This is a genomic window from Nonomuraea sp. NPDC052265, from assembly GCF_044547985.1.
Classification (GTDB): domain Bacteria; phylum Actinomycetota; class Actinomycetes; order Streptosporangiales; family Streptosporangiaceae; genus Nonomuraea.
Map to the genome: position 1 here is coordinate 192547 of NZ_JBIUBJ010000003.1, position 20567 is coordinate 213113.

The following is a 20567-nucleotide window of genomic DNA, read 5'->3' on the forward strand; positions in this document are numbered from 1 at the left end:
CGCACTGTTTCATGACGTTTTCGACGCATTCACCGGGTCGGTGTCATGTCATGATGCGAACGGGATGGTGTCGGAACCTGTTGGGATCTGGTGATGCGATGCTCGCCCCGCAGCGGCAGCAGGCGATCGTGGACCTCGTCCGGCAGAACGGCGGCGTCAGGGTCGTGGACCTGGTGCGCACGTTCGGCGTCTCCGACATCACGATCCGGCGCGACCTGGAACTGCTGGCCGAGCGCGGCCTGCTGGCCAAGGTGCACGGCGGCGCGACCACCATCGGCTCCACGGACGAGCCCGGCTTCGCCGCCAAGTCCGTGCAGCAGGAGGAGGAGAAGCGGGCCATCGCCGGGCACGCCGCCGCGCTCGTCCGTCCCGGCACGGCCGTGGCCCTGTCGGCCGGCACCACCACCTGGACGCTCGCCCACCACCTCGGCCAGGTCCCCGGCCTGACCGTCGTGACGAACTCCGTCCGGATCGCCGACGTCTTCCAGCACGCCGGCCGTCCCGACCAGACGGTCGTGCTGACCGGCGGCGTGCGCACCCCCTCGGACGCGCTCGTCGGCCCGGTCGCGGTCGCCGCGATCCGCCAGCTCAACGTGGACCTGCTCTTCCTGGGCGTGCACGGCATGACCGCCAGGGCGGGCTTCACCACGCCCAACATGATGGAGGCCGAGACCGACCGGGCGCTGGTCGAGGCCGCCTCCAGGCTCGTGGTGCTGGCCGACCACACCAAGTGGGGCACGGTCGGCATCAGCACGATCGCCCAGCTCGGCGAGGCCGACGTGGTCGTCTCCGACACCGGCCTGCCGGAGGCGGCCAGGCAGGCGTTGTCGGAGCGGGCGGGCCGGCTCGTCCTGGCGCAGGCGCGGCCCGTCACCGGATGACGGGCCCGCCCCCGGACGGCGCCCTCAAGCGACCGCCGCCGACAGCCGGTCGCACTGCTCGTCGGAGAGCTTGACCGACAGCGCCGCCACGTGGAACGCGATGCCGTGCGCGGCGGCGTGGTCCGCGACGTCCTCGTGCCGGCGGGTGGCCAGGTCGTACATGTTCTGCACGGCCGCGATCGGTGTGATCTCCGCCGCCCGGCGCAGCTCCTCGGCGCTCACCTCGTGGTCCGCCGCATCCGCACCCTCCTCGCCGCCGGCCTGCCGACCAGGGTCATCAAGGACGTGCTCCCGTGCGCCTCCGGCTCCGGCGAGGTGCTGGACGCGTGCACCCTGGGCCGGCTGCGCGGCCGGCTCACCGGCCTGGACGGGCAACTGGCCGAGCGCCAGGCCACCCGCCAGGCCCTGGCCGCGATCCTGACCGCGACCGAGCGGGCCGGCGAGCTGGTGGGAGCCGCCTGACGGCTCAGTGGCCGTAGAGCTCGTCGATCTCCTTGGCGTAGTCGCGCATCACCAGGTTGCGCTTGACCTTCAGCGTCGGCGTCAGGTGGCCGCTCTCCTCGGTGAGGTCGGCGTCGAGGATCGTGAACTTCTTGATCTGCTCGGCCTTCGACACCAAGCCGTTGGCCCGGTCGACGGCCTCCTGGACCTGCGCCAGGATCGCCGGGTCGGCGCGCAGCTCGGCCACGCTCCGGCCGGCGGGCGTCGCCTCGGGGTCGAGCGTGACCAGCGCGGCGACGAAGGGACGCCCCTCGCCGACGATCATGGCCTGGGAGATCAGCGGGTGGGCGCGCAGCGCGTCCTCCAGCGGGCCGGGGGCGACGTTCTTGCCCGCGGCCGTCACCAGGATCTCCTTCTTGCGGCCGGTGATGCTCAGGTAGCCGTCGGCGTCGAGCTCGCCCACGTCGCCCGTGCGGTACCAGCCCTCGGCGTCGACCGCCTCGGCGGTGGCCGCGTCGTTCTTCCAGTAGCCGTGGAAGACGTTGCGGCCCTTGGCCAGGATCTCGCCGTCGTCGCCGATGCGGACCGAGACGCCGGGCAGCGGCTTGCCGACCGTGCCGATCTTGTTGGCGCCCGGCATGTTGACCGAGATGGGGGCGGAGGTCTCGGTCAGGCCGTAGCCCTCGAAGACCTCGATGCCGACGCCCCTGAAGAAGTGGCCGAGCCGGTCGCCGAGCGCCGAGCCGCCGGAGACCGCGGCCGACAGCCGGCCGCCGGTGGCCGCGCGCAGCTTGGCGTAGACCAGCCGGTCGAACAGCATGTGGCGCAGACGCAGGCCGAGCGGCGCGCCGCCGGACGCCTCGGCCTTGCTCCAGGCCACCGCCACGTCGACGGCGCGGGCGAAGATCTTGCCCTTGCCGCCCGCGGCGGCCTTCTGCTCGGCGCCGTTGTAGACCTTCTCGAACACCCGCGGCACGCCCAGCAGGAACGTCGGCTTGAAGTCCTGGAGGTCGGGGGCGACGTTCTTCATGTTCGGGGTGTGCGCCATGATCGCGCCGGCCTCGACCAGCACCACCTGGATCATGCGCGCGAAGATGTGCGCCAGCGGCAGGAACAGCAGCGCCGCCGGGTCCTTGGAGCTGAACAGCGGCTCCAGCGGCCCGCGCAGCACGTTGAGGGCGGTGAACAGCAGGTTGTCGTGCGTGATCCGGCAGCCCTTGGGACGGCCGGTGGTGCCCGAGGTGTAGACGACCGTGGCCAGGTCGGAGGAGACGACCAGCTTCCTGCGCTCCTCGACGGCCGAGCCGGGCACGCCCTCGGCGTCGAGCCGCCCCTCGACCCGCCAGACGGCCTTCAGCTCGGGCGCGGCCTCGCGGACGGTCTCCTCGTGCGCGTCGAGCTCGACGAAGGCCGCCTTGGCCTCGCTGTCGGCCAGGATCCACCGGACCTGCTCCACCGACGAGGTCTCGTAGATCGGCACGGTGACCGCGCCCACGGACCAGAGGGCGTAGTCGATCAGCGTCCACTCGTAGCGCGTGCGCGACATGAGCGCGACCCGGTCGCCGTGCTCGACCCCGGCCGCGATGAGCCCCCTGGCCACCTCGACCACCTGGTCGCGGAACTCGCCCGCGGTCACGACGGGCCAGCCGTCGTCGGTCTTGCGGCGCATGATCACGGTGCCGGGCTCCCGCTCGGCCCGGTCGAAGACCGTGTCCGGCAGGCTCGCTGAGGCAGGCACATCGACCAGGACGGGGACGCTGTACTCGCGCACGAACTTTCAACTCCTCTACAGGGACCGCCTGGACGTTACCGCCATAAGTTACGCGTCGGTAGCATCGTCATGGGAGCGTTATGAAGGGCCTTCATCACGCTAGCAGCCGTCCCACCTAGGATTTCCCCATGAGGGTCCACGTGGTGAGTGACGTGCACGGCAGGGCCGACGCGCTGGCCCGGGCGGGCGAGGGCGCCGACGCGCTGGTGTGCCTGGGCGACCTGATCCTCTTCATCGACTACGACGACCACGCCAACGGCATCTTCGCCGACCTGTTCGGCGCGGAGCGGGCCGCCGAGTTCATCGCCCTGCGCACGGCCAAGCGTTTCGACGAGGCCAGGGCCATGTCGGCGCGCCTGTGGGCCGGCCTCGGCGGCGACCCCCGCGAGCACATCGAGCGCAACGTCCGCGCCCAGTACGCCACCCTCTTCGCCGCCATGCCCACCCCCGCCTACCTCACCTACGGCAACGTGGACATTCCCCGCCTGTGGCCCGACTACCTCAGACCGGGGCATCAGGTGCTCGACGGCCAGGTGGTGGAGATCGGCGGCCTGCGCTTCGGCTTCGTCGGCGGCGGGCTCAAGACCCCCTACCGCACCCCGTACGAGATCGGCGACGAGGAGTACGCCGCCAAGGTCGAGGCGCTCGGCGAGGTCGACGTGTTGTGCTGCCACATCCCGCCCGCCCTGCCCGAGCTGCTCTACGACGTCGTGGCCAGGCGGTTCGAGCGCGGCAGCGAGGCCACGCTGGAGGCGATCCGGCGCACCCAGCCGCGTTACGCCCTGTTCGGCCACGTCCACCAGCCCCTCCACCGCCGCGCCCGCGTCGGCCGCACCGAGTGCGTGAACGTCGGCCACTTCCGCGGAAGAGGTGAGCCGTTCGTCCTGGAATGGTGAGCCAGGCGGCCCGTGACCGGCGCTCCGCCGCAACGGGCGGATTCTGCATTACGGTGGTCGCATGGCTGATCGCACCACTTCGAGCACCACCATCGGCGCCGGCCGCGCCGAGGTCATGGCGGTCATCGCCGACTTCCCCGCCTACCCGGAATGGGCAGGATCGATCAAGAGCGCCGAGGTCGTGGCCATGGGCCCCGACGGGCGCGCCGAGCGGGTGCGGTTCGTCCTCGACGCGGGCGTGATCAACGACACCTACACCCTGGCCTACACCTGGGAAGGCGACGAGGGCGTGCGCTGGCAGGTGGTCGAGCCCGGCAGGATGGTCGGCGACCTGCGCGGAAGTTACCAGCTCGCCGAGACGGGCAGAGGCACCGACGTGACGTACGAGCTCACCGTCGACCTCACGGTGCCCATGATCGGGATGATCAAGCGCAAGGCCGAGAAGGTGATCGTGGACACCGCGCTCAAGGGCCTGAAGAAGCGCGTCGAGGGCCGTACCCGGTGAGCCCCCGGGTCCTGCTCTTCACCGGCAAGGGCGGCGTGGGCAAGACCACCGCCGCCGCCGCGACCGCCACACTGGCCGCCGAGCGCGGGCTCAAGACGCTGATCGTCTCCACCGACACCGCCCACTCGCTGGCCGACGCGCTCGCCGTCGAGCCCGGCGAGATCGCGCCGGGCCTGCACCTGCACCAGGTCGACACGCAGAAGACGCTGGAGCGCCACTGGGGCGAGCTGCAGCACTACGCCAGGGGCGTGCTCACCGAGCTGGGCCTCGACGAGATCACCTCCGAGGAGATCACCGTGCTGCCCGGCGCCGAGGAGGTCATCGCCCTCCTCGAACTGCGCGAGCACGCCCGCCACGGCGCCTGGGACGTCATCGTGATCGACTGCGCCCCCACCGCCGAGACGCTGCGGCTGCTGGCCCTGCCCGAGGCGCTCGACTGGCACGTCACCCGGCTCATGCCGGTCGGCCGCAAGCTCGTCAAGATCGTCTCGCCGTTCGTGCGCAGCGTGGCCCGGGTCAGCGCGCCGGGCGAGGACGTCATGAGCGCCGCCGAGCGCTTCCACCGCGGCCTGATGGAGGTGCGCGAGCTGCTCACCGGCGACAGCGCGTCCGTGCGGCTCGTGCTCACCCCGGAGGCCGTGGTGCTCGCCGAGGCCAGGCGCACCCTCACCTCGCTCAACCTCTACGGCTACCGCGTCGACGCGGTCATCGCCAACCGCGTCTTCCCGGCCGGCGGCGCCGACGAGTGGCGGTCCAAGTGGGTGAGCGCCCAGTCGAGGCTGCTGGCCGAGGCCGAGGAGTCGTTCGCGCCGCTGCCCGTCCACACCATCCCCTACCTGCCCGCCGAGCCGGTCGGCCGGCGCGCGCTGGCCGAGGTGGGCGCCTCCGTCTACGGCGAGGCCGACCCGTTCGCGGCGCCCGCCGTCGAGCCGCCGCTGCGGCTGAGCGCCGACGAGCTGACGCTCGCCCTGCCCGGCGCCGACCGCGACGACATCGACCTGGCCCGCAAGGGCGACGAGCTCATCATCACCGCCGGCCCGTACCGCAGGATCCTGGCGTTGCCCGCGGCGCTGGCCCGCCGGAAGATCGGCTCCGCCGTGCTGCGCGACGGCGTCCTGAGAATACGGTTCAGTGTGGGGAGCGAATCCGCCTCCGAATGAGTTGAGCAGGATGAGCGAACCGTACGCAGGGAGGGCCAGATGACCGAGAGCAATGACAGGGATCCCATCGGCACCGTTGCCGACGAGGCCCGCAAGCTGTTCGAGACGATCCAGGGGCGCGCCACGCGCCAGGTCGGCAAGACCGTCTACAACTCCTTCACGGGCGGCGGCGCCCGCAAGGAGAAGGACGTGTGGAGCGAGGCGGTGTCCGAGCCCCACGACGAGTACATCTGCCGCGCCTGCCCGGTGTGCCGGGCGATCGCGGCCCAGCGGGAGTCGGGCTCCGACGTGACCGGCCACCTGGTGGCCGCGGGCGGCGAGCTGTTCGCCGCGGTGCGCGGGGCGTTCGACGCGCTGAGCAGGCCCGCCCCCCGCGGGCCGCGCGACACCCGTGACCGCGATCGCGGCGACGTGGAACACATAGATCTGGGATAGGGAGACACGCGGCATGCTCACGATCGGTGTCGACATCGGCGGTACCAAGGTCGCCGCGGGCGTGGTCGACGACAACGGCGAGATCGTCGAACACACGCTCAGGCCGACCGCGGCCGACCGGCCCGACGTGGTCGCCGAGACGGTCGCGGACGTCGTCCGCGAGTTGTCACGGGACAGGGACGTCGAGGCGGTCGGCGTCGGCGCGGCCGGGTTCGTCGACGAGACCCGCTCGATCGTGCGCTTCGCCCCCAACCTCGCCTGGCGCGAGGAGCCGCTGCAGAAGAAGATCAGCGACCTGGTCGGCCTGCCCGTCGTGATCGAGAACGACGCCAACGCCATGGCCTGGGGCGAGACCAGGTTCGGCGCCGGGCGCGGCCAGTCCCACGTGGTGTGCCTGACCCTCGGCACCGGCATCGGCGGCGGCATCGTCATCGACGGCGCCCTCTACCGCGGCCGCTGGGGCATGGGCGCCGAGCTCGGCCACATGCAGGTCGTGCCCGAGGGCCGGGTGTGCGGCTGCGGCAACATCGGCTGCTGGGAGCAGTACGCCAGCGGCCAGGCCCTGGTCAAGGAGGCCAGGGAGATCGCGGCCCGGCAGCCCGAACGCGCCGAGATCCTGCTCGGCCTGTCCGGCGGCCGGATCGAGGGCGAGGAGGTGACCGAGGCCGCCCGGCTGGGCGACAAGGTCTCGCTGGCCGCCTTCCGCAGCCTGGCCGACTGGCTCGGGCAGGGCATGGCCGACCTGGCCGCCGTGCTCGACCCCGGTTGCTTCATCGTCGGCGGCGGCGTCTCGCGGGCCGCCGACCTGTTCCTGGACGAGGCCCGCGAGGTGTTCGCCAGGCAGCTCACCGGCCACGGCCACCGGCCGCTCGCCGAGATCCGGCTGGCCGAGCTGGGCGCGTCCGCGGGCGTGGTCGGGGCCGCCGACCTGGCCAGGCGGCGCTAGCGCGTGCTGGTCAGGGTCGCCTCGTACAACGTGCGGAGCATGCGCGACAGCGTGCCCGCGCTGCGCCGGGTGCTCGCCGCGATGCGGGCCGACCTGGTCTGCGTCCAGGAGGCGCCCAGGTTCGCCCGGTGGCGGGCCGGGCGCCGGGCCCTGGCCGAGGCCGGCGGGCTGCGCGTGGCCACGCCGGGACGCGCCGGCGGCGTGTGCGTGCTGGCCGGGCCGCGGGCCCGGGTGCTGGAGGCGCGGCTCCACCGGCTCAAGGCGTTCCCCGGGCTGGAACGGCGGGTGCTCGCCGTCGCCGTCGTCGAGATCGGCGGCGCGCGGCTGGCCGTCGGCTCGCTCCACCTCGACCTCCACCACGCCGCCCGGCTGCGGCACGCGGGCGAGGCCATGTCCCTGATGGAACGGGTGGCCGCCGCGCACGACGCCGCGATCGTGGTCGGCGCCGACGTCAACGAGCGGCGCCACCAGCCGGCCTGGCGTTTCCTGGCCGCCCGGCTGGCCGACTGCCACGCCGTCGCGCCCTCGGGCGACGGGCTGACCTTTCCCGCCGCGCGGCCCGCCGAGCGCATCGACGCGGTGTTCGCCGCGCGCGAGGCACGCGTCCTGTCCTGCGGGGGAGTGGCGGCCGGGAACGCCGATCTGGCCGGGGCCAGTGACCATCTGCCGGTGCTCGCCGAGTTGCAGGTTGGACTCTGACGGGCGAGCCGCCCGGGCCAGCCCGTAGCATTTGCTCATGACCCGTCGCTCTCAGCGGCGTGCGCTCTCCGTCCTTCTGGCGACGTCCGTGGCCTTGCCGCAGGTCACGCCCGCCGCGCATGCCGAGCCCCGCCCCGCCGCCGAGGCGTGGCAGAAATCGACGAGCGCGCGCCTCGACGCGGACGGCTCGCTCTCCGACGTGCTCGCGGTCTCGCCGGGCGACGTGTGGGCGGTCGGCCAGCAGGAGATCTGGGACGTCTGGAAGAACCGCGGCACGATCCGCCACTGGAACGGCACCTCCTGGAGCGAGGTGGCCGTGCGCGACGCCACCGCCGCGGGCAACCTGCGCGGCCTGGCCGCCGCCGGGGCCTCCGACGTGTGGGCGGTCGGCGACGGGCACGACGGCCTGCCCTACCTGGCCCACGGCGACGTCACCGGCTTCGACCGGGTCCGGCCGCAGGGGCTGCACGCCGGTGACTGGCTGGGCGGCATCGACGCCAAGCCGGGCCGGGTGGTCGCGGTCGGCAGCCGGGAGAAGTACGGGCTCATCCTGAGCGGCCAGGGCAACACCTGGACCGTCCAGCAGACCAAGGAGAAGGGCGCGCTCTACGCGGTCGCCTCGGGCTTCGCCGTCGGCGACACCGGCGGCGCGCCGCTGATCATGCACTACACGTCGGGGGCCTGGAAGTCGATGTCCGTGCCCGCCGTCCCCGGCGGCTACCTGCGCGACATCCAGGTCGACAACTCCAAGCGGGCGGTGGCCGTGGGGGGCGTCTACCACGGCCCCGGCGAGATCTCGCCGCTCGTGCTCACCTGGAACGGCAAGCGCTGGCAGCGCCTGGCGATCCCCGCCACCGGCGCCCGCCTCTACGGCGTCACCGGCGACGGCAAGGGCCGCTACTGGATGACCGGCTACGACCCGGAGCAGGCGGCCCAGCCGTTCGTGATGCGCTGCGAGAAGGACGCCTGCCAGATCATCCGCGGCGCCGCCGAGAAGGGCCGCAGCAGCGTACGCCTCCAGGCGGTGGCCTACCTGGCAGGCAAGGGCGCGCTGTGGGCGGTCGGCCACGCGGTCGACACGGCCGACCGCTACTCCGACGTCGTCGAGTCCTTCGCCCCCCGCACCACCACGGCCAAGTCGTAGCGGGCCGCCCTACAGGACGGCGCCGTCGTCCCAGCCCGAGTCGTTGGGCGGGCCGTCGCCCATGCGCACGACCAGCGCCACGAACCCGCCGATGAACGCCGCCACCGCGGTGAACAGCGCCCAGCCCTCCATCTGCCAGCTCGCCATCGCGGCCACCAGCAGGTAGGCGGGCCCGCCGAACAGGGCCACCCAGGCCAGCTTGGTGGGCAGGTCGAGCTTGGGCAGCGGCGGCGGGGGAGGAGGCTCGAAGTGCCCCTCGTCATCCTCGTCCCGGTCGTGGCCGGGGTCGTGGTCGGGCTCGCGGTCGGGCTCGTCCTGGTCGGGTTCGAGCTCCTCGGAGGGTTTGACCACCCTGCGGGTGGGCTCGGCGGGCACGTTCTCGCTGTCCGGCCATGGCTGGTCGGCCGAGTCGCGCTCGGCTGTGTCGTTGAAGGACGCGACGATCTGCCGCCAGACCTCGTCCTCGTCACTCTGGGGCGTCACCTAGATGGGCCTCTCCGCAGCGATCGCGACTTCCCCCTGGGTGCGATCAGTCCCTCTGCAAGGGTACCGAGGCATGTGTCCGGATGAAGTCGAGGCTACCGGCAAAGATCCTGTCGGCATCGTTGTCAAGCGTCGCAACATGGTAGCTATCGGTAAGCTCCTCGATCGTGGCCTGCGGGACCTTCTGGCGAATGATCGCCACACTCGTCGGTTTCACCACGTGGTCGTCCCGGCTGTGGAAGACCAGCAGCGGCTGGGTGACCTTCCCCAGGTCGGCCTGCACCAGCGACCACAGCCCCGGCAGCGACGCGGCCGCCTTGACGGGCGTGCGGGCGTAGGCCAGCTCGGTCACGCCGGGCTTCTTGACGTCGTTGGCGACGCCGGGCACCGACGGCAGGAACCACTTCAGCAGCGGCGCCAGCCTCAGCAGCGGCACGTCACTGGCGATGGACGGGTTGACCACCACCACGCCCCTGACCGCGTCACCGTGCACCTCGGCCAGCCGCAGCGCCAGGCAGCCGCCCAGCGACAGGCCCGCCACGAACATCTCCGCGCAACGCCCCTGGAGGTCGGCGAACGCCTTCTCCACCTCGGCGTACCAGTCTTCCCAGCGGGTGCGGTTCATCTCCTGCCACGTGGTGCCGTGCCCGGGCTGGCGGGGCAGCGAGACGCTGACCCCATGCCCGGCCAGGTATTCGGCCCACGGCCGCAGCGACTGCGGCGTGCCGGTGAACCCATGGCAGAGCAGCACACCGACCTGACCCGCTTGGTGGTGGTAGGGCTCCGCGCCTGGCATGAGCGGCATAACAGCTCCTCCACGCAATTTCATCCCGGAACTGCCCGATCGTCGCACGTTCCGGGGTGATTGTGCGAGAGCTGGTGTAGTTGCATCTCGCCAGGGATGGGAAGATGACTCTGCTCAATCATGATGTCCTGGGGAAGAGGTGGCCGGGTGTTCTACTGGGTGGTCAAGGCCATCTTGAAGCCGATCCTCATGCTCTTCCGTCCGTGGACGGAGGGTGGGGACAACGTACCCAAGCAGGGGCCCGTGATCCTGGCCGGAAACCACCTCTCCTTCGCCGACCACTTCTTCGGCCCGCTGCAGATCCGCCGCAAGGTGATCTCGCTCGGCAAGGCCGACTACTTCACGGGCACCGGCCTCAAGGGCTTCTTCACCCGGCTGTTCTTCAGCGGCGTCGGCACCGTGCCGATCGACCGCTCCGGCGGCAAGGCCAGCGAGGCCGCGCTGCGCACCGGCCTGCGCGTCCTGCGCGAGGGCAACATCCTGGGCATCTACCCCGAGGGCACGCGTTCGCCCGACGGCCGCCTCTACAAGGGCAAGACCGGCGTGGCCCGGCTCGCGCTGGAGTCGCGCGTGCCGGTCATCCCGTGGGCCATGGTCAACACGTACGAGATGATGCCGCCCGGGCGTCCCTTCCCCAAGCTGGGCATCCGTCCGGGCGTCAGGTTCGGCAAGCCGCTCGACTTCTCCCGCTACTACGGCATGGAGGACGACCGGCTGGTCCTGCGCGCGGTCACCGACGAGATCATGTACGCGCTGATGGAGCTGTCCGGCCAGGAGTACGTCGACAAGTACGCCGCCAGCGCCAGGGTCGAGATGGAACGTGCCGCCCGCGCCGCCGCCAAGGCCGCCTCCTGAGGGCCCGTTCCCTTGTTCCCCGTCAGGTCCTGAGGGCCTGTTCGCTTTTCGTCATCGCGCTGGTCAGTGAGGTCAGCTCGGCGCGGCTGAGCCGGTCGATCAGGTAGTCCCGCACGACCGCCACGTGCCCGGGCGCGACGCGTTCCAGGCAGCGCCCGCCCGCCTCGGTGAGCACGGCCAGCACCCCGCGGTCGTCGGAGGGGCAGGTGGCCCGCTCCACCAGCCCCGCCTTCTCCAACTGCGTGATCTGGTACGTCAGCGCGCTCTTCGACACCACCACGCCCCGGGCCAGCTCGGTCATGCGCATCTGGCGGCCGGGGGCGTCCGACAGCCGCACCAGGATCTCGTACTGCGGGTGCGTCAGCCCGGCCGCGGCCTTGAGCTGCTCCTCGATGCGCCGTTCGAGCAGGTGGGAGGCCGACAGGAAGGCGCGCCAGGCGGCCATCTCCGTCTCGTCGAGCCAGCGGGTGTCCGTCACGTCCCAAGTGTACTTGTTGTTCAGTTTTGAACTACCGGTAGAGTGGTTGTTCAAATCTGAACGACTCCCTTGGAGGGTCCATGATCGACCGGGCGCGTCCCGTCGCGTTGCTGCTGGCCAGGATCGCCGTCGGGGTGATCTTCCTGGTGCACGGCTACCAGAAGTTCGCCGACATGGGCATCGCGGGCACCGCGAAGTTCTTCGAGTCCGCGGGCATCCCGCTGGCCGGGGTGGCCGCACCCGCCGTGGCGGTGCTGGAGGTGGCCGGCGGGATCGCACTGATCCTCGGCGCCGCCCTGCCGGTCGCGGGCACGCTGCTGGCCCTCGACATGATCGGCGCGGTGGTGTTCGTCCACGGCTCCAACGGCTTCGGCGCCGGTGAGGGCGGTTACGAGTTCGTCCTCGCGCTGGCGGCGGCGAGCCTGGCGGTGGGATTCACCGGCGGCGGCGCCCTGTCGCTCGACACCCTCCTGGCCCGCCGCCGCACCCCCGCCCCGGCCACCGCCTAGCCTCCGGGCCGCCCGCGGCCCTCGCGCAGCCACACCATCGGTAAGGCGTGCGCGAGGCCCGCGCGGGCCGCCCTCTCGGCGCGACGTACGCGAGGGCCCCACGGCCGCCGGCAAACCGCGGCAACGGCCGCGCGGCTCTTCGGGCGTGCGGGGGCGCCGATGTCGCGCGGGGGGCTCAGGTCAGGTGGGCGCGGATCTGCCTGATGTGGTCGGGGGTCGTACGGCAGCAGCCGCCGATCAGCGACGCCCCGGCGCGTTCCCATTCCTTGGCGGCCAGGCCGTACTCCACCGGGTCGGACAGCCCCAGCCACCGGCGCCGCTCGGCGTCCCACGTCTCGCCCGAGTTGGGGTAGACGACGACGGGCAGGCCGCCGGACAGGCGGGCGACCAGGCCGGGGATGTGCCGCGGCGCCGTGCAGTTGACGCCCACCGCCACCACCTGCGGGTTGCCGGAGAACAGCGCGGCGGCCCGGTCGATCGGGGTGCCGTCGTTGATCCGCTCGGCGTCGCGGCAGGAGAAGCTCACCCACGCCTTGACCTCCGGCGTGGAGGCCAGCAGCCCGGCCAGCGCGCGAGCCTCGGCGTACGACGGGATGGTCTCGCAGGCCAGCAGGTCGGCGCCGGCGGCGGCCAGGATCTCCCAGCGCGGACGGTGCCAGGCCAGCAGGCCGTCCTCGTCGAGGTCGTAGTCGCCGGTGTACTCGGCGCCGTTGGCCAGGTAGGCGCCGTAGGGGCCGACCGAGGCCGCCACCAGGCCGTGACCGGCCTCGTCGCGAGCCTGCCCGGCCAGCTCGACCGACAGCCTGATCAGCCGCTCGGCCTCGGACCGGTCGAGCCCGCGCCGCTGGAAGCCCGGGATGGTGGCCTGGTAGCTCGCCGTGGTCGCCACGTCGGCGCCCGCGGCGTAGTAGTCGGCGTGCACCCGCCTGATCAGCTCGGGCTGCTCCAGCAGCAGGCGCGCCGACCAGAGCTCGTCGCGCAGATCCGCGCCGAGCGACTCCAGATGCGTGGACAGGCCGCCGTCCAGGACGAGTGTGCTCACCCGTCCAGAATAGGAGGCCGCGGGGGATGATGGCGCATGGGAATGGCACGCCTTTTCCTGAGAGCGCGTGAATATCGCGACGAAGATATCGTGCGTGCGGAATTCATAATGCTCGCGCGGCGGGTGTGGCCGTCGTCCGTGTGGTGGCGGGGCGTCGTGGGACGCCGTCCGGCTCGGGTGCGCGCTGCCGCGCATGGCGCAGGGATCGCGCATTATCGGGCCGAGTTTTCCGTGAAATCGGCGAAGTATCCCGAATTTGAAAGGGCGATGCCGTCGAGTCCGGTGCGGCATGGCTGGAGCCGTTAGCCGGCTATTCGGTATTCGCCCAGTGTGTCCTCGGGCGAGACGCACCCGTCCCGGGGGCGGGCCACCGGCGGGCAGCGCTGCGCTACTGCGCAGCGCTGCCCGCGGTGTCAGCGGCGTTTCCAGAAGGGGCCGCGGCGCTTTCCGGAGCCGGGGTCGCCGAGGGGATCGCCCGGGTCCCCTGGGAGCGGCGGGCCGGTGGGAGGGACGGGGTCGCCGGGGGCGAGCGGGCCGCCCTTGGGGAACGGGTCCCCCGGGGCGATGGGGCCGTCCGGCGGGACGGGGTCGCCGGGGGCGCGCGAGGTGCCGGTGAGGGTGGCGAGGACGTCGACGGCGTGGTCGTGCAGAGCCCGGACGTCCGTGCCCGGACGCTCGGCCGCCTCCAGGTCGCGGGCCAGTGCCGTCAGCGCCTCGTTCCCGCCCAGGTACGCGGCCAGCGCCGCCAGACGGGAGCCCAGGTCGGCCAGGTACAGCGCGTCCGGCAGGCGCATCGCCTTGAGCCGGTCCAGTTCGGCCTTCAGCTGCGGCCTGACCGACTCCAGCCGGTGCGCCGGGCGCGGCGACACGGGAGGCGCGAACTTCGGCGAACCCCCGTACCCGGGGCCACCGGAACCGGGCGGCGGAGGTCCGGCGGGGCCACCGCCCGAAGACGGGGCCGGGAAGGCGGCCTCGGCCGGGGAAGGGGCGGGCCCGCCGCCGGCCGGCGGGTCGGGAACGCCGAAGCCCTGGTCGAAGGCCGGGGACGGCGGCATCATGCGGGAAGCGCTCGCCGGACGCGCCATCGTCATGGCCTGCGCCACGAAGCCCATGGACGGGTTCGGCGGCAGTTCCCACCCGCTGGGCGGCTCGACCGGCTGGATGACCCGATGCTCGGGCCCGCCCTCGGCGACCTGCCGGGTGTCGATCGCCACGTACGCCGTGAACCGGCACAGCACGCCGTTGTCCAGGGAGACCGCCAGGATCCGCGACTCCAGACCGTGCTCGCCCATGGCGTACCGGTCCTCCAGCTCGCGCAGGTGGGCGCGGGCCCAGACGGCACGGAGGGCGGGACTGTCCGTGGTCACCCCCGTGACCTGCTCCTCCCACGGCCCCTCGGCCGACGTCCCGCGTACGGTGACGGCCTCGGCGCCCTCGCGGCACCGCCCGTACACACGAAGCGGCACCCCCGGGAAGATCGAGCCGAGATGGGTGACGGTGTCCGGCTCGGTCTCCAGCCCCTTCAGGGACAGGTCCGTCACCAGCGGCGCGCCGATCCTGCGGTGGATCTGCTCCATCGCCGCGTCGAGCCGGTCCTCCGACTCGACCAGCTCGCACCGGCCCGCGCCGAGCCCGGCGAGCCTGCCGAGGAACCCGGCGTTCACCGCCCTGTCGATCCCGACCGTGTGCACCCGCATCGCCGACAGCGCGCCGCCGGTCTGCTCCAGGATCTGGTCCTCGTTGCCCACCTGGCCGTCGGTGACCAGCACCAGCACCCGCTCCCTGTCGCCGGGCGGGCCGAGGAGCGCGATGGCGCGGCGCAGCGGTTCGAGCAGCTCGGTGCCGCCGCGCGCGTCGACCCGCGCGAGGTGCTCGACCGCGCGGTACCGGTTGCGGTCGGACGCCTCCACCAGCCCCTCGAACGCCGCCTCGACCACCGAGTCGAACGTCAGCACGCCGAAGCGGTCGTGCGCGGTCAGCGTGTCGACGATGCGCGCCGCCGCCCGCCGCGCCGCGACCATCTTCCAGCCGCCCATGCTGCCCGAACGGTCGAGCACCAGCACCACGTCCCGCGGCGCGCGGGCGGCCTGGAGCGCGGGTGGGACGACGGTGAGCGCGAACGTCCCCCGGCCGTCGAACTGCAACGACGTGGACGCCTCGAACGACAGGCGCAGGACGAAGTCCCGGTCGAGCCGCTCGCCGGGACGCAGGCGTACGGTGTGGTCCTCCTCCTCGACCACGTGCAGGCTGGAGGCCAGCTCCCGCAGGTCGAGGCCGGAGGCGTCGACGCGGGCGGTGAGCGAGAGACGCACCGGGCTGGGGAAGCCGGGCAGCAGCACCGGCGGCGTGATCCTGGACGCGTCGGGCACGGCGTCGGTGTCCGGCGCCACCCCCGACCCCGCCGGGTCGCCGTCGAGCGGGGTGCCGGGGACGTACCGCGGGGCCACGACGAGCGGGAAGCGGAACGTCGCCGCGCCGTCCTCGTAGGGGAGCGGCTGGCTCAAACTCAGCCTGACCGAGACGCGTTCGCCGGGCAGGATGTTGCCCACCCTGATCGTGAACACGTCGGGCCGGTCCTCCTCGGCGATGGCCGCCCGCCTGCCCTCGCGCAGCGCCTGGTCGTAGTCGGCCCTGGCCTGGCCGCGCTCCTTCAGCACGCCCTCCACGACCCGGTCGTCGGCCTCCATCCTGAACCCCGTCACCGCCGCCCGGTCGGGCAGCGGGAAGACGTAGGTCGCCTCCAGCGTGACGTCGAACGGGTTGCGGAACCCCTGTTCGACCTCGACCCCGGCGACGAGCCCGGAGATGTCGGCGTGGACGTCCACGCTCTCCAGCGGCAGGTTGCCGCGCTCGGTCAGCAGCGCGCCGAACCCGGCGTCCGGCACCGGCAGGCACCGTGCGGGCTCCAGCGAAGTGATCTTCACAGCAGTCTCCTCTCTACGAGCACCGCGAGCAGCGGTCCCGCCGCCGCCAGCACCGCCTGAACGTCCTCCTCGGACGGAGGCCGCCCCCCGTCCCACAGAACCCGCACCCCGTCCCCGAGCGCGACCCCGGCGACCACCCCGCCGGGCTGCCGCTGATCGTGCCGGGCCACGTCTTCGGGGCCGCCGCCCGGGGCGGGGCGGCTCGGCCGGTCGGCCCAGAACCGCCCCCGGCCCGCGTCGCCGCCGGCCCGCCCGCCCGGCGGTTGCCGCGCGTCGCGCGCCTCGCCGTCGAGGGCTCCGTGCGTGGTCGCGGTCACGGACGCGGGCCCCGCGAAGGGCGGCCTCTCCGGCCGGGGACGCGGGCCCTCACCCGGGGACGGCACGTCGGCCAGACCGGCGGCCGTCGCCAGCATCGTGTTCGTCGCCCCGGCCAGCGCCGTCTGGATCTCGGCGATCGAGTGCCCCGCCGCCTGCATGCGTTTGACGGCCACGAGTTGCAGCAGGTGCCGCCGGCCGTAACGGGCGATCCTGCCGCGCCGGGTCAGGGGCGGGTCCACGAGGCCGATGGTGGTGTACCACCTGATCAGGCGCTCCCCAGGCACATCGCGGACCCGGCCGTTGACCGGCTGCGCGCCGGCGCGCAGCGCCCGCGCCGCATGCTCGGCCAGCTCGCCGATGGTCCAGGTGTCGCTCATACCTCCACAATGACACTGTCACTATTGCACTGTCAATGACGGAAAGATCGGAAGAATCGAGCCCCGGATGACGTTGTAAAAGGGGCAAGCACGACTGAAGGGGAGGAAATACGACATGGCTACGATCACCGGTCCGCTCTCGGGTGACGCCAAGAACACTGTCGCCGAAGCCCTGCAAGGCGCCCTTGTCGATCTGATCGATCTGTCGCTGATCGCCAAGCAGGCGCACTGGAACCTCGTCGGCCCCCATTTCCGCCCGATTCACCTCCAGCTTGACGAGCTGACCGACCTGGCCCGTACCCACATGGACACCATCGCCGAGCGTGCCGTCGCCCTCGGCGTGAACCCCGACGGACGCTCGGCGACCGTCGCCAGGTCCACCCAGCTCCAGCAGCCCGAGCGCGGCTGGCTGGAGGACGGCAAGGTCGTGGCGACCGTCACCGACATCCTCGACGGCATCAGCAAGCGCATGTACGAGCGCATCCGCGCCACCGACGAGGCCGACCCCGTCAGCCAGGACCTGCTCATCGCCGTGACGCAGGACATCGACAAGCAGCACTGGATGTTCCAGGCCCAGCGCTGACCGCCGCCGGCAGGGACACGCGAAAGGCCCGGGCATCGGCCCGGGCCTTTCGCGTGTCCGCGCCGACGAGGTGGGCGATCTTCCGCGCAGTGGGTACGGACTGTCACGCATCGTCCGGGGACCGCCGACGATCTCGCGCCGCGATCGGAGCGCGGGGTTTGCACAGAGTTTGATGTCACGAGTCCTTGCCATTCATGTCGGTGCGGTCGACTAGCGTGGCACCTAGAGGAGGCCCCACGATGTCCCACAAGACTCTCCTCCGCACGGGCCCGCTCTTGCAGGGCGGCATCAGCCCGTACGGGCCGCTCACGCCGGCGTCCGCCGACGGGCTCGCGCTGCCGCCGGGCTTCACCGGCCGGGTCGTGGCGCGTTCGGGTGACAAGGTGGCCGGGCTCACCTGGCACGCCGCGCCCGACGGCGGCGCCTGCTTCCCCGACGGCGCCGGCTGGATCTACGTGTCCAACTCCGAGCTGCCCCTGCTCGGCGGCGCCTCCGCGGTGCGCTTCCGGGCCGACGGCTCGGTCGCCGACGCGTACCGCATCCTGTCGGGCACCGACCTCAACTGCGCGGGCGGCGCCACGCCGTGGCACACCTGGCTGTCGTGCGAGCTCGGCGACCGCGGCCGCGTCTTCGAGTGCGACCCCTACGGCGCCCGCGCCGCCCGTCCGCGCCTGGCCATGGGCCGCTTCAGGCACGAGGCCGCCGCCTGCGACCCCGAGCGGCGCGTCGTCTACATGACCGAGGACGAGCAGGACGGCTGCTTCTACCGGTTCCGGCCCGGCGACTGGGGCGACCTGACGGAGGGCACGCTGGAGGTGCTGTGCGCGTCGGGCGGATGGCGGCCGGTGCCCTCCCCCGCCGCCCTGCTCACCGCGGCCCGCCACCAGGTCGAGGACGCCCGCCACTTCGACGGCGGCGACGGCTGCCACTACGCGGGCGGCGTCTGCTACTTCACCACCAAGGGCGACACCGGCCTGTGGGCCTACGACGCGCAGACCTCCACGCTCGACCGGCTGTGCGAGGGCGTGCGCGCGATCACGGCCGCGCCCTCGGGCGACCTCTACGTGGCCAGGGAGACGACGGAGATCGACGTCATCGCCCCCGACCGGGCCGTCACGCCGTTCCTGCGGCTCACCGGGCACGACGGGGCCGAGCTCACCGGGCTGGCGTTCTCGCCGAGGGGCGACCGGCTCTACTTCTCGGCCAGGCGGGGCCGTACCGAGGGCCACACCTTCGAGGTCGGCGGCCCCTTCCGCCCCTGACCGGACGTCCTCGGCTCAGGCCGGGCCGCTCAACCGGTGGCCGCGAGGTCGAGCGACCACATCTCCTCGGTGACCTCGACGCCGTTCTCCAGGCCCTTCTCCGCCGACTCCAGCTCGAACCCGGCCGTCTGGTAGATGCGCCGAGCGCTCACCAGGCAGTCGCGCGTCCACAACGTGATCCGCCGGTAGCCGCGCGCCCTGGCGTGGCGCAGGCACTCGGTCACCAGGCGCCGCCCGATCCCCAGCCCCCGCGCCGACGGCTCGACCAGCAGCATGCGCAGCTTGGCCGTCGTGTCGTCCTGGTGCACGCAGAACACGCATCCGGCGCGCTCGCCGTCCACCTCGGCGATCCAGCCGGCGTCGCGGGCGGGGTCGTAGGCGCCCACGATCCTGGCCACGAGCTGCTCGAACTCGGTGCCCCAGCCGTACTCCTCGCTGTAGAGGGCGCCGTGCCGGTAGGCGACCCAGCCCAGGTCGCCCGTCCGCGGGGGCCTGATCACGTACGAGCGGGCGGAGGGCTCGCCGAGCAGTCGCCTGATCGTCGCCATGCCGCCGACCAGGAGCGCCTGGTCCTCCTCGGGCAGGCCGCCGAGCAGGCGCTCGATCTCCTCGGCCGAGCGGCGGTCCAGCCCGGCGAAGGTGGCGGCGCCGGCCTCGGTCAGCCGTACGAGCTGCTTGCGGGCGTCGGCGGCCGACCGCTCGCGGGACACCAGCCCGTCGCCCTCGAAACGGGCCAGGATCCGGCTCAGGTAGCCCGCGTCGAGGTCGAGCAGGCCGCGCAGCTCGCCGGTCTCCATGCTCTCGGCGTGCGCGAGCTCGAACAGCACCCTGACTTCCGTCAGCGAGTAGGGCGAGTCGAGCATGCCTGCCTGGAGGACGCCGATCACTTTCGTATAGAACCGGTTGAAGGCTCTGACCTCAGAAACCCTTGCCTCCGTCAACGAATTCATTGCTCTAGTCAACCATAAGAAGGATCCCGTTGTGAACCTGTACATAGGCGGCTACGGCCCCGGCATCGTCACGGTGGGCGGCGAGCTGACCCGCGTGGCCTCGCCGTCGTTCCTGGCCGCGCACCCCACCCTGCCGGTGTTGTACGCGGTGGGCGAGTTGCGGCGCGGCTGGCTCACCGCCTTCACCATGGAGGGCGGCCTGTCCCCGCTGGACGAACGGTCCAGCGACGGCGACAGCCCCTGCCACCTCGCCGTCCACCCCTCGGGGACCCTGCTGGCCGTGGCCAACTACGGCGACGGCACCGCCGGCCTGCACCACCTGGACGAGCGGGGCGCCTTCACCGGCGACCCGATCGTCCTGCGGCACGAGGGCTCGGGCCCCGACCCCGACCGCCAGGCCGGCCCGCACGCCCACATGTGCGTCTTCCACGAGGACGTCCTGCACGTCTCCGACCTGGGCACCGACGAGATCCGCCGCTACCGCCCGGACGGCTCCCCGCTCGACCCGATCACCCTGGCCCCCGGCACCGGCCCCCGCCACTTCGCCTTCGCCGGCGACCGCCTGTACGTGGCCGGCGAGCTGGACGGCACCGTGACCCTCATCGACGGCGAGCGTCGCACCGTCGTCCCCGCCTCGCGCGCCGGCGGCGACAACGCGCCCTCCCACCTGCAGCTCGACGGCGACCTGGTCTACGTCGCCAACCGCGGGCCGAACACGGTGTCGGTGCTGCGCGCCGAAGACCTGTCCCCGGTGGCCGAGGTGCCCTCGGGCGGCGACTGGCCCCGGCACTTCGCCATCGCCGGCGACCGCCTGTACGTCGCCAACCAGAACTCCGGCCAGGTGACCGTGTTCCCCCTCAAGGACGGGGTGCCCGAACCGGCCGGGCAGTCGTACGAGGTGCCCAGCCCGTCCTGCGTGCTGCCCGCGTAGGAGGGCGCGGCCCGTGCGGGGACGGGCCCGTGTAAGAAGTTGACCAAGTCGTGGGGGGGGGCGGGGCCCCCCCCCCCCCCCCGGCCGGGGGGCCCCCCCCCCCCCGGGCGCGCCCGCCGGAGGGGGCCACGGGCCCCGCCCCGCGCGGGGTGGGGGCCCCGGGCCGCCGGGC

Annotated in this window: 23 protein-coding genes; 14 read left to right on the plus strand and 9 right to left on the minus strand. The window is 72.8% G+C overall.

Annotated features, from left to right (window positions below; translation table 11 throughout):
* Positions 1 to 98 precede the first annotated feature (98 nt).
* Positions 99 to 881 carry a DeoR/GlpR family DNA-binding transcription regulator gene (locus ACIHAD_RS10355; RefSeq protein ID WP_397354071.1) on the plus strand — a complete coding sequence of 261 codons (783 nt, stop codon included), beginning with the start codon at positions 99 to 101 and terminating at the stop codon, positions 879 to 881.
* A gap of 24 nt (positions 882 to 905) precedes the next feature.
* Here the strand turns inward: ACIHAD_RS10355 and ACIHAD_RS10360 are convergent, their stop codons facing one another.
* Positions 906 to 1103 (minus strand): hypothetical protein, encoded by a 198-nt coding sequence (locus ACIHAD_RS10360; RefSeq protein WP_397354072.1) that lies wholly within the window; start codon positions 1101 to 1103, stop codon positions 906 to 908.
* A 3-nt stretch (positions 1104 to 1106) separates the two neighbouring features.
* On the opposite strand from ACIHAD_RS10360, the gene ACIHAD_RS10365 reads away from it, so the two are divergent.
* The gene (locus ACIHAD_RS10365) at positions 1107 to 1343 is read left to right on the plus strand and encodes a hypothetical protein (RefSeq protein ID WP_397354073.1); all 237 of its coding nucleotides are present in this window, start codon (positions 1107 to 1109) and stop codon (positions 1341 to 1343) included.
* Positions 1344 to 1347: 4 nt separating this feature from the next.
* On the opposite strand, the gene ACIHAD_RS10370 is transcribed toward ACIHAD_RS10365, so the two are convergent.
* Entirely contained in the window at positions 1348 to 3093 is a 1746-nt protein-coding gene (locus ACIHAD_RS10370; RefSeq protein WP_397354074.1) for an AMP-dependent synthetase/ligase, read from the minus strand.
* 128 nt (positions 3094 to 3221) lie between these two features.
* On the opposite strand from ACIHAD_RS10370, the gene ACIHAD_RS10375 reads away from it, so the two are divergent.
* The 7 genes from ACIHAD_RS10375 (at position 3222) to ACIHAD_RS10405 (ending at position 8878) form a co-directional block, all read left to right on the plus strand.
* Positions 3222 to 3989: a metallophosphoesterase gene (locus tag ACIHAD_RS10375; RefSeq protein ID WP_397354075.1), complete on the plus strand. Its 768-nt coding sequence runs from the start codon at positions 3222 to 3224 to the stop codon at positions 3987 to 3989.
* A 61-nt stretch (positions 3990 to 4050) separates the two neighbouring features.
* Positions 4051 to 4494, plus strand: coding sequence for an SRPBCC family protein (locus tag ACIHAD_RS10380; protein WP_397354076.1), 444 nt, complete (start codon positions 4051 to 4053; stop codon positions 4492 to 4494).
* Entirely contained in the window at positions 4491 to 5654 is a 1164-nt protein-coding gene (locus tag ACIHAD_RS10385; RefSeq protein WP_397354077.1) for an ArsA family ATPase, read from the plus strand. Before ACIHAD_RS10380 ends, ACIHAD_RS10385 begins: the two co-directional genes overlap by 4 nt.
* A 39-nt stretch (positions 5655 to 5693) precedes the next feature.
* Positions 5694 to 6089 (plus strand): hypothetical protein, encoded by a 396-nt coding sequence (locus tag ACIHAD_RS10390; protein ID WP_397354078.1) that lies wholly within the window; start codon positions 5694 to 5696, stop codon positions 6087 to 6089.
* Positions 6090 to 6102: 13 nt separating this feature from the next.
* Positions 6103 to 7035 (plus strand): ROK family glucokinase, encoded by a 933-nt coding sequence (locus tag ACIHAD_RS10395; protein ID WP_397354079.1) that lies wholly within the window; start codon positions 6103 to 6105, stop codon positions 7033 to 7035.
* Positions 7036 to 7074: 39 nt separating this feature from the next.
* The gene (locus ACIHAD_RS10400; protein ID WP_397354080.1) at positions 7075 to 7734 is read left to right on the plus strand and encodes an endonuclease/exonuclease/phosphatase family protein; all 660 of its coding nucleotides are present in this window, start codon (positions 7075 to 7077) and stop codon (positions 7732 to 7734) included.
* Between the two features lie 37 nt (positions 7735 to 7771).
* On the plus strand, positions 7772 to 8878 hold the full coding sequence (locus ACIHAD_RS10405; protein ID WP_397354081.1) for a hypothetical protein: 1107 nt from the start codon (positions 7772 to 7774) through the stop codon (positions 8876 to 8878).
* A 9-nt stretch (positions 8879 to 8887) separates the two neighbouring features.
* On the opposite strand, the gene ACIHAD_RS10410 is transcribed toward ACIHAD_RS10405, so the two are convergent.
* Positions 8888 to 9361, minus strand: a complete 474-nt coding sequence (locus tag ACIHAD_RS10410) for a hypothetical protein (RefSeq protein ID WP_397354082.1) — start codon at positions 9359 to 9361, stop codon at positions 8888 to 8890.
* 46 nt (positions 9362 to 9407) lie between these two features.
* Complete coding sequence (locus ACIHAD_RS10415) at positions 9408 to 10166, minus strand: alpha/beta hydrolase (RefSeq protein ID WP_397354083.1); 759 nt, start codon at positions 10164 to 10166, stop codon at positions 9408 to 9410.
* Between the two features lie 147 nt (positions 10167 to 10313).
* Between ACIHAD_RS10415 and ACIHAD_RS10420 the strand changes: the two genes are divergently transcribed.
* Positions 10314 to 11021, plus strand: a complete 708-nt coding sequence (locus ACIHAD_RS10420) for a lysophospholipid acyltransferase family protein (protein ID WP_397354084.1) — start codon at positions 10314 to 10316, stop codon at positions 11019 to 11021.
* A gap of 22 nt (positions 11022 to 11043) precedes the next feature.
* Here the strand turns inward: ACIHAD_RS10420 and ACIHAD_RS10425 are convergent, their stop codons facing one another.
* Positions 11044 to 11499, minus strand: a complete 456-nt coding sequence (locus ACIHAD_RS10425) for a MarR family winged helix-turn-helix transcriptional regulator (RefSeq protein ID WP_397354085.1) — start codon at positions 11497 to 11499, stop codon at positions 11044 to 11046.
* 80 nt (positions 11500 to 11579) lie between these two features.
* Here ACIHAD_RS10425 and ACIHAD_RS10430 point away from each other — a divergent pair, with 80 nt between their 5' ends.
* A complete protein-coding gene (locus ACIHAD_RS10430; RefSeq protein ID WP_397354086.1) occupies positions 11580 to 12008 on the plus strand; it encodes a DoxX family protein in 429 nt (142 codons plus the stop codon).
* A gap of 175 nt (positions 12009 to 12183) precedes the next feature.
* On the opposite strand, the gene mmuM is transcribed toward ACIHAD_RS10430, so the two are convergent.
* The 3 genes from mmuM to ACIHAD_RS10445 form a co-directional block, all read right to left on the minus strand.
* Positions 12184 to 13050: a homocysteine S-methyltransferase gene (mmuM, locus tag ACIHAD_RS10435; RefSeq protein ID WP_397354087.1), complete on the minus strand. Its 867-nt coding sequence runs from the start codon at positions 13048 to 13050 to the stop codon at positions 12184 to 12186.
* A 413-nt stretch (positions 13051 to 13463) separates the two neighbouring features.
* Entirely contained in the window at positions 13464 to 15974 is a 2511-nt protein-coding gene (locus ACIHAD_RS10440; protein WP_397354088.1) for a VIT domain-containing protein, read from the minus strand.
* Positions 15971 to 16669 (minus strand): helix-turn-helix domain-containing protein, encoded by a 699-nt coding sequence (locus ACIHAD_RS10445; RefSeq protein WP_397354089.1) that lies wholly within the window; start codon positions 16667 to 16669, stop codon positions 15971 to 15973. Before ACIHAD_RS10445 ends, ACIHAD_RS10440 begins: the two co-directional genes overlap by 4 nt.
* Before the next feature lie 115 nt (positions 16670 to 16784).
* On the opposite strand from ACIHAD_RS10445, the gene ACIHAD_RS10450 reads away from it, so the two are divergent.
* Together ACIHAD_RS10450 and ACIHAD_RS10455 are read left to right on the plus strand one after the other, a co-directional pair.
* Positions 16785 to 17252, plus strand: a complete 468-nt coding sequence (locus ACIHAD_RS10450; protein WP_397354090.1) for a DNA starvation/stationary phase protection protein — start codon at positions 16785 to 16787, stop codon at positions 17250 to 17252.
* A 239-nt stretch (positions 17253 to 17491) separates the two neighbouring features.
* Entirely contained in the window at positions 17492 to 18514 is a 1023-nt protein-coding gene (locus tag ACIHAD_RS10455) for an alkaline phosphatase PhoX (protein WP_397354091.1), read from the plus strand.
* A gap of 29 nt (positions 18515 to 18543) precedes the next feature.
* Here ACIHAD_RS10455 and ACIHAD_RS10460 read toward each other — a convergent pair whose 3' ends face one another.
* Entirely contained in the window at positions 18544 to 19401 is an 858-nt protein-coding gene (locus ACIHAD_RS10460; protein WP_397354092.1) for a GNAT family N-acetyltransferase, read from the minus strand.
* Between the two features lie 94 nt (positions 19402 to 19495).
* On the opposite strand from ACIHAD_RS10460, the gene ACIHAD_RS10465 reads away from it, so the two are divergent.
* Positions 19496 to 20395 carry a lactonase family protein gene (locus ACIHAD_RS10465; protein ID WP_397354093.1) on the plus strand — a complete coding sequence of 300 codons (900 nt, stop codon included), beginning with the start codon at positions 19496 to 19498 and terminating at the stop codon, positions 20393 to 20395.
* Positions 20396 to 20567: the final 172 nt, after the last annotated feature.